Genomic DNA, 13,602 nt, shown 5'->3' with positions numbered 1-13,602 from the left:
TTAACCTCCTATGCTCTTCGTAAGTGACCTTTGGCAGGTTTACTGATATCAGTAATTATGTGAGGTTCTGTTGGTATTCGATAGACAACCTCATCTAATGAAGTAATACCTGCTTTGGCTTTATCCATGGCATCAGAAAATAAAGGAATCATTCCTTGCTGAATTGCATAGTGGTAAATTTCCATACCAGTATTACCTTTTAATATCATATCCCTTATATTTTCATCCACAATCAGTAATTCAAAGACACCAATTTGTCCATAGTAACCCCGTTGATTACATTTATCACAACCATTGGCTACGAAATAACGGCCACCACCTAGCTGACTTTCTGACAATCCTAATATTTTTAATCGTTTCTTGCTTAAAGAGTCACGTTTTTTACAATGAGGGCATAAAACACGAATTAGTCGCTGTGCTAACACGACCTGCAATACATCTGAAAGAATGGATGCTGTAGCACCTAATGATAATAAGCGCGGTACAGCAAATGCCGAACAGGTGGCATGAAGTGTTGAGAAGATCAGATGGCCAGTTGCAGCAGCCATAATAGCTGTTTCTGCCGAGGCTTGATCAAGAATTTCACCTAATAAAATAATATCTGGGTCTTGTCGTAGAACATCTTCAAAAGCTTCATCAAAACTGTAGTTTTTGAAAAAATCCACATGAATTTGATTTATGCCGCGCATTTGATATTCAATTGGAGACTCCAGTGTCATTATAGAGCAGTCATCTCTATTCAAATATTCTAAGGCTGCATAGATAGTTGTCGTTTTTCCACTGCCTGTAGGTCCAACAACTAAGATAAGTCCTTGCTTTGAATTTAAGTGAACAATTAGCTTATCATATTCTTCGTCACTCATACCAAGGTCAGTTAAAGACAAAATACGTTTATTTTTGTCTAGCAGCCGTAGTGCAAAGCGTTCTCCATAGATACTAGGTACTGTTGCAATGCGAATGTCTACCCCTGTATCAACTACATTTTCATAGGTAAAACTGCCATTTTGTGCTTGCGTTTTTAATGTAGGCTGAAGCTTTGCCATTACTTTTAATCGATTAAAAAAACGAGATTGGATAATTTTAGGTAAATACCACTGGGTTGCTAGAATACCATCTTTTCTTAAGCGAACTTTTATTGCATCTTCATAAGGTTCAATATGAATATCAGTAGCACCTATATAAATGGCATAATCAAGTACTTTTTGAATTAAAATAGAAACACCTACTTCACCCTCTCTAGGGGCTTCAGCATGTTTAGTAAATAGTGATATTTCCCGTTGTAATGCTTGACCAAGTGGTTCAGTCCAAATACTAACATAGGGTTCAATGTCTTTTTTACCAGTCACTTCGTCAATTGTTTCTTCAATAACATCATTGAACTCTTTGCCTTCTGCATAGGGGTAATGTCTAACAATAGCTCGAAGGATGGTTTTAAAATAACAAACATGGCGCTTGATTGCTTTACCACAGTTTTTTTCTAACTCTTCGACCAGCTTACTATCGGTAGGGTTAGACATAGCAACATGCACATGCTCATCTTCAAGACGAAAGGGAAATACAATATGTTTAAGTACTAATTCATTGGAAAATAAATTAAAGAGCTCTTCTGGGATGGTACGCTGTGTAATCTCATAAAGAGGATCGGTTACAGGGTAGCCAGTCACTTCAGAAAGCACTTCGTTTAGTTGTTCAACTGTTAGTAAATTGAGATCATGAAGTACTTCATAGATCAAGTTGTCTGAATAGCTGGTAATGATTTTAGCCTGAATAAGTTTGGAGGGGGCAATCATATTGTTTTTTGTAATATAATCAATTACAGCTTGTTCTAATTCTTCATTAGTCATAGTACGATCCCCAACTACAAACTACTACTTATAAACTAAACAAAAGATAAGAGTAATTGAAAGATAGCATTGAATAATGAAACCCTCTATCTTTTACTTTAATACTAAGGTCATCTATTTGAACAACTTTCTTTAAAGTTATATGCAGTAATTTTTTATAGCTTTTTATTTAATATGCTTCAGTACAAAGGCTATAACTCTAAAATGACTTAAAGTTGTACTTCATCAAGTAGTGAGGATACGTTTAAGATGGAAGGTGACTCTACTTTACCCTGAGAGGGGGTTATTGCTTTAAGAAACTCAACAATTTGATTGGTAATCATATCAGATACTTTTATTTCAATTTGGCTGCTGTTATCAAATTTTATTAAAGAAAAATAATGTAAATCATCGGTAACACTATCAGTTAACTCATTAGCATAAATTTTAAGTAAACAGCTGTTGGTTGATAATGTATCCTCTAGCTCGGCAAAGTTAAAGTACTCCGTTGAAGGTAATGCATCATTAGGATTTATATTAATAGGATTTTGATTGATAGACTTACTTATTTTTACTTCTTCAAGAAGTTTAAGTGAAAACTTAATTGGAGGGTTGGTTGACTCATATTGGTCATCTACAAAGTAGATAAAAATATGGTATGAATTAGTTGATACTCTTTCAAAACAAATGTCACTTGTACAAAATAGCTTGTGTAGAGATTTTTTTATTGAGAATATTGCTAGTTTGTTGATTACTTTCATGTTTTTTAATAAATAAAACTGTTTATGCCAATAGTCTATGAAATAGTCGGTTTTATAATGGTTATCCATATTTATAGTTGTGCTCCTGATAACAGGAGAACCTCGCCCGAATATTTTATCAGACCACTGAAAACTTTCATATAGTCTAGTGAAATCAAGGTGTTTAGAGCCGTTACAATTAGTGCCTAAACCTGTTTAGTCAGAATGCCCAGAATCTTTGCTAGCTAATGAAATACCTTGAGCTAGAGTAACTGACCACTATATACAGTATATAGTAGATTAGTAGTATGTTGGCTGTTAACACAAGATGAAAATACCAAACCTTTTGGCAGAAAGACTATATATTTATCGAATATTAGATTGAGCTTAATTTTGTATTCTTAATAAAATAGAAGTATAATCGACATGTAAATTAACTTGTAATTGAATAGATATATAGATAAACTGTTTTCTATAAAGCTAATAGAGATATTTTTACACATTCTATAAATAGAATGTAAAACTAAAAAAATAATAATATGAGCAAGTTGTCTTAGATATAATAAATTAAACTCTACTATTTTGAATAACGTCTGTGTTTGGCGAAAGTAATTCTATATAAAAATGAAATTTTATCGAATAAGGAGTTGTCGTTTAGATAAGCCTTGAATTATTTGTTTTATTATATTAATGCTGTAAGCTGTTGCTTGCTAATTTGTGTTTTTAGCTGTTTCGGATGCTAGAGACAACTCACTTTTTTGTTTAAAAAGCTAGCAAGCATACCCGCAGAAAAGGGAATATATTCCCTATCGGTTATTCAAGAAAAAATATTTATAGCAAAAAGCGAAATATCTAAGGCGGCTATTAGCAGGTGAGGAGTCACTATGAACTCAATATGTCGCCTGGATGGCTGTGCTGCCAACCATTTATTAAATCAAGATAGGAGACAAGAAAAGCACCAGGTTAGTAATCATTCTGGTCAACTACGGAGTAGAAACCTTCATCTAACAGTGACAGAGAAGCAGCCGTATCAACATGCGTTAAGGTTACTAAAACGTCAGTTTAGTGAACCTACCATTAAGTATGTAGAGAGACAATCATCCAAGAATAATGAACCAAAAATCCTTCACTTAGCAACCCATAGCCCTAGACAAACAATTGATATCGTTGATCCTATAGTTCAGTCAACGCCTGAGCCAATTTTTCAGTGGTTTAATCAGCAAGGATATTTATCCAGTGATCAAACCTTGTATTTACTAAAAAAATTGCATGAACAACTGGGTCTGTTGACACAGCATGGGAAAACTAATTTAGCTTCCTCATTAGTTAGCATACAAGAACTTACTGATCGCATTAAGTCATCTCCTAGTGCTTACCTAGCACAAGCAGATGTTGAATCACTCTATCAGCTATTAGCAGGATTGTGCTTTGCTTTACCTGCTGGGGAATTACACGAACTGATGGAATTGTTATCTGTACAGGTTCGCTTACAAGGGCTATTGGCGACCAAAGATACCCTTAAATCGCAACTTTATCAGCAATTAAAAAAATTTGAACAGCCAGGAGCGAGCAGTCAAATCAGCTTATCATTACAACTATCCGCTGGTGCGGGATTATTTGGATTGAATTTAGTTGATAGCAAACTTTCACTTAAGCTTGGGCTTCAATTATTAACCGACGATGATAGTGGTATGCTTGAAATCCATACAGGGGGAGTACAGCTAGGTATTCAAGCAGGGAGTAATAAGATATTAAAAGGCCTTGTGACAGGTTCTGGAGAAGTTGGCACCGTTTATAGTGATGGTTGTTTAGCTGATTTTGTAAACCGTTATACGGATAACTTGATGGGAGCATTATTAACAGCAGGTGCCAGTAAAAGCACTAGCCATTTACAAGGATGGAAGCATGATAGATCTTTTCTGAAAATACAGAAGCAAGCATTAACTAATCAACACCGACTTAATAATTTATTATTAAAACATGGGTTTGTAAGTGAAGTAAAAACACATACAGCTCCACCTAGGGTAGTATCTGGAAAATGTAAATTGGTACAAGGAAAATTACAGGCTGGTTTAACGTTGTTTCAGCGAATTTTTCAGGGACACTACCAAAAAAGCCAGCTAAATATGGATATTCTAAGTCGACAGCCGCTATTAGATAGTTTAAAGCAAGAAAGTAGTCGAATTTATCGCTACAACCATCGATTTTATACTCCTAGTATTAACCGTATTGCTGAAATTCAACAACAACGAGGTAATTCCATATCATTGCCTGAGACTATTAAACAAGCCATTGAAGAGTTAGAAGCAGAGTTTCATCAATACAGTCAACTGGTTCAATTTTGTGACTACGCAAAGCAACATCCTAAACAAATTAATAAAAATCAACTTCGTCAAGCCCTTCAAATAAAAGCATCTTTTGAATCAGGCCGAGGGGTAAAAGGTCGTGGAGAGTTTACTAAAGCAGTGACAATTGCATATGCTGCACTACATCAACTTTATAAGGCCAGTGCTTCTGATCAGCAGCAAAACAAAAATCTGGTTGATTTTAGCCAGTTTGAGGTAACGTTGAAGCGTCCATTATTTCATTTAGCTGAAAAAAGTTTGATTAATAAACTGACTTTTGCTGTACGGAGTATATTAAGGCGCACATATGAAGGGGGCACTCTACAAGTTTCACTACCTATAGAAAATGCGTCAATGGGATTGAGCATAGCTCATTTTAATACCAAAGAGCACCCTAATTATTACCGAAAAGGCCAGTACTTGGATATAACGATTGAGTTGAAAGGTCAACTGGGATTATCTGAGCTACTAACAATGATTACATCGGAAAGGGCAGCTTTTAGTAGTCTAAAGGATATTTTGCAGATAAATGATAATCAAACTGAATTCTCTACTTCTGGTATAGCAGAACAGCTAAAAGAAGTATTGGGTAATGCTGGTGATATTGGGCTTGATGGGAAAAACACTCTGCATTTTCGTCTTAAGCAAATCAAGTCGGTAAACAAGTGGGTGTTGCAGTTTGTCAGGCTGGCTAACCACTCAGGACTTACAATCAAAAGCCCAGATATTAACCTCCCAATATTACCAAGCATAAACAGTAGTATTGGTGTCAGTGTGAAAGGGAGTCAAACCACCATTCAGAAAGAGTGGCTGGGTAATAATACATTAAGTTATTTATTACCCATCCATAACACCCTGCAAGGTGCTAATCAGTCAGATCGTTGGCAACAATTTACTCACCAGCATGAGCATGCCTTAAAAAAGCTGTTTAGTAATATGGCTGAAGAAAATACTGCAGCTAACTCAGAGATGACTGCTTTGCTGGCACAAATTAATGACCAAAAATTACAAGCAGCATTAAAGTTAGCACTTTCTCATTATGCTCATAATAAAACAGCCGTTAATTTCCAGGAGCTAGTGTCAGTATTCAATAGGTTTTTAGCTGCACAGTTAGCGGTATATAAAGTAGAAAGCCAGAAAGAATGTTGGGATGCATAGCTTGATGAGATCGTTGCAAAAGTACTTCAAATTAAATCCCTTCTCCCTAGCAGGGGAGAAGGTTAGGATGAGAGGGCTAAAAATATCTTTTGCGACACTGCTTGCTCGGTAGATAACATTAATTGGTTGAATACAAGTCTATTGTTTTTGAACAATAGTTTTTCGAGGTGGCCAGGGTGTTGTTGGAGCTCCAAAATTGGGTTTACCTAATACCGGGCTACTTAATAAATAGAAACCATGGTTGGTAAATAACCAAAATAAGTTGCGATCATATTCTACATAAACACTATGAGATAAATTACCCATTGCATAATCTGCAACACGATCAGGCGCAAAAGGAGGCACAAAGTAAGCGCTGATATAGGGTTGCTTTGGATTATGCACATCATAAATCTGAAGCCCTGCATTATAAAAATTATAGGGTAAAATCCCAGGTTTAGATACGCCGGGTTGAGTATAAGCGCCTGTACGTTTTGGCCCAAAGCTACCTTTGCGCTGGCAATAGTCTGTAAATAAAGCCTGTTTAGGTGGTTTCGGTCGAGGTAGGGTTCCAACAACTTTCGGCTGATGTGGGTTGCTGGCGTCGATTTGATAAATATGCTTGTAAGGCTCCCAGCAATCTTCATTAAGGGGATAACCGCTGTAATATAGCATACCAGAGTGCTCAAATTGGCTGGTGTCAATATAGTCGCCTTCAGTACCAGCAACACTGGGTGGGAAATCAAGCTGGCTGGTGACTTTCATCTGTTTAGGTTGGCTTATATCGACGGTATAAAAGCCTAATCCTCCCATTGCGGCAAAGCCATATTTCCCTCCCATTGAAACCGGTTTGGGAATAAACAGCGACATGCGTGCACCCATCCAGGAGGTTCTGTTACCCGCCCGTGGATTTTGTTGGTAAATATGCTCATGCCAGGCGTTACCAACAATTTGCCCTGGCATTGTGAGTTGTTGTAAAAATATTGGGTTAGTTGGGGTTGATAGATCCCAGGCTTGATAACCTGCACTGTATAAGTCATTAGGGTATTCAGTAAGGGCATGTTGCGCATTGGGTGCCGCAGCCACAAACATATATTTTCCTCCAAAATAAACAGGAATATCTCTTACCCCAGAGCCTTGCTGTTTACTGATAGGTGCATTTGGATGAGTGATATCTGTTGTACGCTCTGCGAGTAATTCCCACTGCACTGGTAAGGGGCCATGCATCGCATATATTTTGAAACCTTTTAAATGTGGTGCTTGGCGAATAGCTGTTACTTTGCTTGGCTCTTGATATTTATTATGCAATAAACCAAAACGTTGCACTTCATAAGCTTGGATCATGATATATTGTTGTCGTTCTGGGTGCCATTGAATAGTTGCTGCCCCCATCATTTCACCTGGTGGGAAAGGGTTTTGTTCTGGCCCAGGGCCATCTTTTCCCCAGGTGCTGCCTTTTGTGAGCAACAATTTAGCTTGTTTGGGATTGGTTATATCAAATATTTTTAAATCTCGCCGCACATACTGGTAGAGATAGCGTTTACCAGAAAAATCGACAATATTTTGCCAGGTATGAAAAGGTTCTACTGTAATGGGGTAATAGGCTTCTACTGTCATATTATGAATATAAGATTCAGTATCCCAATAGGTAAGTTGGCCAGAGAAGGGTTTGGGATTGTGTTGTGCTGGGGTTTGTTTTGGGTGAATAAACAAACCAGTTTTAAAATTTAGACCATAACTGTCGGGCTTAGGAGGTTTAGGTGTTTTGTCTGAAGAAACGTTAACAAGCTGCTTGATATAAGGGTCTTCAATATTTTTACTTGGCTTGATGTTAGTAGCAACAGAAGCAGCATTTGTGACTATAGGTAGTACCATTATACTACTGATTAACAATCCATTTAACATTTATCATCCTTTAATTTAACACTATTTTTAGTGTCAGGGCAGTGTAGCATGCTTTTAAAATAAATAAAAAATCAAGCAGCGATGCCTTATACAAGCTTGTATACAGCTTAGTTTATGGAGGTTGCCTGGTTTGAAGTTGTTTTTTTAGCCCAATCGAAGCAGACCAAAAGCCACCACCACTACCGTCAATAAAGTGTAAGTGTTGGCTATTTTCCAGGCTTGAAACCATACAGGTCATTAACGCTTGATTGGTCTGGTGGATGCCATATACTAACTGCCCTTGCTGAAATTGCTCCTCTAGAAGCTGTTTTATTTGCGCTGTTTGTTCATTAGTGCAATCAAGCACTAGGCGTAGTGAGTCATCAAAACGTCGATAGTCAGCGTTATCACAGAGCTGGTTGCGATAAACAGGGGCATTATAAGCCCCTGCTGAGAGATTAAATTTATTAAGAACAGCTTGGATAAAGCTATTAAATAATAAAAATAAATAACGTTGCCAAAAGGGCTTTGTGCCTTTGCTTATTTTGGCCTCAAGAATAATACCTTGAGGTGGCCACTTAAACTTCAGGTTGGCATGAGTGACGGGTTTGGTTGATTGAAAGTCCTGGCCTGTAACCTTCATTAAACGGGGAATAACCGTTTGAAATACTTGCTCCCGTTGCTCAATATTACTGGATAAAGGCTGAACTAAAATACACAACATATGGTCATTACGAGGTTTTAATGACTCCCATCGGCAGGAAAGCCCAGTAAGATCTGGCGCTGTAACTGAAGCCGTTCGGTTAAGTGCGTACTGTTGTGTATCAATATCGGCTTTTATTAACTGGTCTGCCAGCTCAACACCGCCCCCATTGAACATAGCCAGTTGGTTGCCATTGCTTAATTCAAACTTAGCGACCAGCACTTCTTTTCCTTGTTTCCTTACCTTAGATATAGGTACTATGCCTACTCTTAGCTGTAATTGAAATGTTTGCTCAGCCAGTTGTTGTGTGCCCATTAATGTTTGTTCGACAATATCTTTATATAAAGCGGGAATTAACATTGTTGCTCCATCTCCCCCAAACACAAAAGGAAAATCACAGCTGGGCAAAGCATTACGCATACTTGTAATACAGCTGGCGCCTATCATGTTAACCTCTTTGTAACGTCCGTTAGCTACTGCTTTTGATGAATTAACCACGTCACTGATAACAATTAGCCAGTTATCAGGGGCAGGAGCAAAATGTTGGGCATTAATGAAGGCTGAAAATGTATTGAACGTAGGAAGGTTTTGGTAAAAAGCAAGATCAGGGTTTTGGCTTTCTGATTGCATAGATTATGACCAAATTGATCCAAAAAAATAGCAATTAGTTTTCAATAGTACCTATTAATGAGCTGCTGATATCTCCATTATAGAGTATAACTAAATCTAGTATTTATTGAAGTAGGTGGGTAATTGATGAATTGGCAACAGCTAGCACTGAAAATTGTTCATGAGGGGGATGGAATTAGTCAAACCAAATTGTAAAATTGATTTTTACGCCAGGCTCTTTTAAGTTGTTTTCGAATCTATTATCAAATTTATTTTCTATTTTAAGTGAGTAGGGATCGTTGATATCGATAGGGGCGTTATCTAACTGTAAGGTGATTTCGGGTTTTTTGGGAGGCTTGCTATTAGCTGGGGCTTTTTTTTCTTGCTCTTTGGCGGAATTGAGGGTGTACTTGATTGTTGGTTCGGCAGCGCATGAAAGTGAAATTATATTAGCGAACATGAAGTACGTTAAGATAAAAATATGGCGTAAATTGAAGCTGAACTGGTTTTTTGAAGGAAGCGTGTCCATTCCATTTAGTCCCTATGGAAGTTGTTATTTTTTTACCTGTTCATAGTACTTTGTTGATTGAGCTTTAAAAGGAAGTGTGCACGGTTTTTAGACAAACTTTGAATAAATCGAAAGGCACAAGGGTAAAATAAGTTATGTTTGTGCCTTTATTTTTATATGGCGCGTTACATTAATTCTGGTATTTGTTAGCTACTAATTAATAAAGAGTTTAAGTAAAAACCACCGAATAACAACAGTATAAATAAGATGAATGCTAATAGAATGGGTTTGCTACCAACGGATTTAATTACTTGCCAATGGGTTTGTATACCTAAGGCTGCCATGGCAATGGCTAATAGAAATTGGCTGGTGAAGCTGATTGTCTTGAGGACAGGCTGAGGAATTTCAATATAAGAGTTTATACCTGCTGTTACAATAAATCCTAATACAAACCAGGGAATGGTGATTTTAGTTTTGCTTGATTCATCGTTTGTGGCTGTTTTATCTAATTTTCCTAACACTATGGTTAGCATTAAAATAAAAGGTGCCAATAGCATAACACGAATTAATTTTACCACTACGGCGGTTTGCATGGTATTTTGACTAATGGTTTGGCCTGCAGCAATTGCTTGGGCTACTTCATGGGCTGTGCTGCCAATATAAATTCCAAACGCTTGCTCTGATATGCCTGAAAACTGATAAATAAAAGGGTAACTGAACATAGCCAGAGTACCAAATAAAACGACAGTAGCTACAGCAATAGTGACATGTTGTTGACGAGCTTTAATAGACGCTTCAGTGGCTAGAATAGCAGCAGCACCACAAATAGCACTGCCCACTGAAGTTAAAATAGCCATATCACGGGGAAGCTTAAACAGTTTGATACCGATAAATGAGCCAACACAAAAAACAATTAAAATAATAAAAATATCCAACACTAGTGCCTGCCAACCAACGGCAACAATTTGTTGAAAACTTAAGCTAAAACCAAACAAAATAATACCAAGCCTTAATAGTCGTTGCTGGCAAAACTTAATAAATAATAATTCTTGGTCGTTGGGTTGGTGCTGGGGTAGATGGCTAATGGTCGTGCCTAAAATAATGGCTAATGGCAGGGCACTTAAGCCAAGCTGACTGAAAAAGCTGGTTTGTGCTAGCCCTATAGCGGCAATAGCTAGTAAGGGTAGTAGAATAGCAACTGGCATAATAATAACCTCAATCATGCTACTGGCTGGGTGTGTCTAACAGATGATAATAACCAAAATAATCGAAATACCTGGGCTTATATCCTTCGCGAATGATTGTATGCCTTGTGTAAACATAAGAATAATGAATGTTTTTAATATAATATATAAGATAAACCGAACATTTATGATGTAGGAAAAGAAATGAGTGTTACATTAAGGCAACTACGGTTATTTGAAGCGACTGCTCGGTTAGGGCGTCTAACAGCTGCGGCTGATGAGCAGGCCATGAGTCAATCTGCTGCCAGCCAGTCTCTAAAAGAACTGGAGTTATCGTTAGGTTATCCATTGTTCAGCCGGGTAGGGCGGGAACTCGTGATTACTGATGCAGGGCTGGATGTATTAGCCAAAGCTCGCCAAGTTACCGACATGGTTAATGAGCTGCAGACGGCGCCAACCAGCGAAATGACAGGGGTTTTACGGGTAGTGGCCAGCGAAACCATTGCCTCGTTTTTAATGCCTAAATTACTCGCTGAATTTATAGATGCTCATAAACAGGTTAAGCCTGAGCTGAAAATAGCCAATACTCAGGATGTGATTGAAAAATTAGATAAAGGTCAGGCGCATATTGGTTTAATTGAAGGGCCTGCTATTCATCAGTATCTCACTATAAAGCCTTGGCGTCAGGATCAACTGAATGTGTTTTGTCACCCAGAACATCCACTGGCAAAAAAAGGTAAATTAACCCTTGAAGATATACAACAGCAGCAATGGATTTTACGAGAGCCTGGCTCAGGAACCCGCGCGGTGTTTGATGCAGCAATTGAGCGAATTGGGGGGCGAGCCATCTTAGGGTTGGAACTAACGCGCCATGAGGCGATTAAACAATCAGTTAAAGCTGGGCTTGGACTAGGGTGCCTTTCTCAACTGGCTATAGCAGATGAAGTTATGGCAGGACAATTGGTTGTTTTAAAAACACCCTTAGATTTAACTCGACGTTTTTCATTGCTTAGTAACGAGAACAGCTATTTAAATGCACCTGCCCAAGGGTTTGTGAAATTTTTATTGGAAAGTTCTTAGGCAAAAGCGGTGCAATATTAGGAAAATCTAAATTTTATATAGGGTGATAAAATATAGTTGTTGAGAGGCTAATGTTATTAACTGGCAAGCGGCACTGCTAAACTAGCCTTAACAGACTCCATTACAACAAAGGTACGAAATCGTTTGATATTTGAGTTATCAAAAAATAGTTTGCGAGTTAAAAACTCATAATCAGCTATGGTGGCAACGGTTAGAACTAAAATAAAATCACACTCGCCTGCTACATAATAACATTGTTGTACTTCCTTAGTAGCAGTGAAACTATTTTTAGTGTTATTTAAAATATCAATCCGTTCACTTTCCATATCCACAGTTGTAATGATAGTCACTGGTAAGCCAATCTTATTTCCATTAACTACACAAACATTGGCTTCAATGATGCCTTCTTGCTCAAGCCGCTTAATTCGCCTTTGAACGGCGGGTGCTGAAAGGTGCACCTTTTCCCCAATAACACGAAGTGGGGTGGTATTATCCCTTTGTAAAATAGCTAAAATTGCTAAGTCAAACTGGTCTAGCTCGCCAGGTTGCCGGTCTTTTAGGTTTGACATTTCGTCTCTCATGCTTATGAAATTTTATTGTCTTTATAAAGTATATATTAATAAATTTTTAACATGGCTTTGACGTAGAATCGACAGCTAGTTTTTTACATAGCTAGGCTCCTTGAGGTAGCGGTAAAAATATACTTTTAATGTCCAAAGACATAGGGTAATTATTTTATAGAAGAAAAGAGTATGGTAAGTCATGTGACTAGAAGCTCTCTTTTAAAAGCATTCCCAATTTATTTAACAATATTGAGGTGTTAAAGCGCAGAGTATACTAATCAAACTTAAATTATATATCAAATAAATACTTTGTATATACAAATAAAGTTTTTAATTTTATTAAAGTTTGTATGTTATGTATGGAGGAGTAGTATTTTTGTATTGGTTTGGTGCAAAATAAGACAAGCAGTTTACAACTATTAGCTTATTTGCTATAGCAGAAGCTAGATCAACATCAACATAAGTATTTTCCACTAGACACAAAGCTATTAGATTATAATACGATCATTTACTTTTATTTAATTAGTGTTTTGTAATTGTTTAAATTAACTTATTATATGCTCCGTAATAATTGTTGTAAAAGTGATTGCTTATGGATATAGGTTAATAAGTATTATTTGCATTTACTATTATTAATTGTAAGAAATCAGCTCAGTTCTTTTCTGCTGCATATGTGTAGCCAAAGCGAATGATTTTTAGGGGCGGCCGTCGAGTGATGAAGCCCTATGAGCTTATTTTTTTATAAATGATTAGGCTGAAGACAGTTTATTGCTCCTGCATAAACTGCATTTACACCATCCTTGGTGCTTAACGACGACAACAAACCCCTTGTGCCCTAGGGGTATAAAAATCATTCGCGAAGGGTATATTTAAACGAAATAATGTACTTTATAGAAAAGCATAAAATTGTAAAAAAATATCGCACTGCTCTTGAAAAAATCCAAAAAAGTACCTAATTATCATCATGCCTAAGCTATATTTAGTAGCTTACCTGGTAGCGGAGGTGTTCTCAGCGCTACAAATGCT

9 protein-coding genes are annotated in these 13,602 nt (G+C 37.2%); 2 read left to right on the top strand and 7 right to left on the bottom strand.

The features are described from left to right. Nucleotides 1-8: 8 nt before the first annotated feature. Nucleotides 9-1,844, bottom strand: coding sequence for a GspE/PulE family protein (locus ORQ98_RS13525; RefSeq protein ID WP_274689343.1), 1,836 nt, complete (start codon nt 1,842-1,844; stop codon nt 9-11). Between the two features lie 209 nt (nt 1,845-2,053). Next, the gene (locus tag ORQ98_RS13520) at nt 2,054-2,653 is read right to left on the bottom strand and encodes a hypothetical protein (RefSeq protein ID WP_274689342.1); all 600 of its coding nucleotides are present in this window, start codon (nt 2,651-2,653) and stop codon (nt 2,054-2,056) included. Between the two features lie 794 nt (nt 2,654-3,447). Here ORQ98_RS13520 and ORQ98_RS13515 point away from each other — a divergent pair. Continuing rightward, on the top strand, nt 3,448-6,066 hold the full coding sequence (locus tag ORQ98_RS13515; protein ID WP_274689341.1) for a hypothetical protein: 2,619 nt from the start codon (nt 3,448-3,450) through the stop codon (nt 6,064-6,066). 138 nt (nt 6,067-6,204) lie between these two features. On the opposite strand, the gene ORQ98_RS13510 is transcribed toward ORQ98_RS13515, so the two are convergent. The 4 genes from ORQ98_RS13510 to ORQ98_RS13495 form a co-directional block, all read right to left on the bottom strand. Next, nucleotides 6,205-7,950 (bottom strand): LVIVD repeat-containing protein, encoded by a 1,746-nt coding sequence (locus ORQ98_RS13510; RefSeq protein ID WP_274689340.1) that lies wholly within the window; start codon nt 7,948-7,950, stop codon nt 6,205-6,207. A 112-nt stretch (nt 7,951-8,062) separates the two neighbouring features. Next, the gene (locus ORQ98_RS13505; RefSeq protein WP_274689339.1) at nt 8,063-9,262 is read right to left on the bottom strand and encodes a DUF3095 domain-containing protein; all 1,200 of its coding nucleotides are present in this window, start codon (nt 9,260-9,262) and stop codon (nt 8,063-8,065) included. A gap of 175 nt (nt 9,263-9,437) precedes the next feature. Then, nucleotides 9,438-9,770: a hypothetical protein gene (locus ORQ98_RS13500; RefSeq protein ID WP_274689338.1), complete on the bottom strand. Its 333-nt coding sequence runs from the start codon at nt 9,768-9,770 to the stop codon at nt 9,438-9,440. Nucleotides 9,771-9,955: 185 nt separating this feature from the next. Continuing rightward, nucleotides 9,956-10,954 (bottom strand): YeiH family protein, encoded by a 999-nt coding sequence (locus ORQ98_RS13495; RefSeq protein WP_274689337.1) that lies wholly within the window; start codon nt 10,952-10,954, stop codon nt 9,956-9,958. A 183-nt stretch (nt 10,955-11,137) separates the two neighbouring features. Between ORQ98_RS13495 and ORQ98_RS13490 the strand changes: the two genes are divergently transcribed. Next, complete coding sequence (locus tag ORQ98_RS13490) at nt 11,138-12,013, top strand: LysR family transcriptional regulator (protein WP_274689336.1); 876 nt, start codon at nt 11,138-11,140, stop codon at nt 12,011-12,013. Nucleotides 12,014-12,090: 77 nt separating this feature from the next. Here the strand turns inward: ORQ98_RS13490 and ORQ98_RS13485 are convergent, their stop codons facing one another. Beyond that, complete coding sequence (locus ORQ98_RS13485; protein WP_274689335.1) at nt 12,091-12,582, bottom strand: Lrp/AsnC family transcriptional regulator; 492 nt, start codon at nt 12,580-12,582, stop codon at nt 12,091-12,093. Nucleotides 12,583-13,602: the final 1,020 nt, after the last annotated feature.

This window comes from Spartinivicinus poritis (genome assembly GCF_028858535.1).
In the GTDB taxonomy this organism is placed as follows: Bacteria; Pseudomonadota; Gammaproteobacteria; order Pseudomonadales; family Zooshikellaceae; genus Spartinivicinus; species Spartinivicinus poritis.
This window is presented reverse-complemented; position numbering and strand designations above follow the sequence as displayed.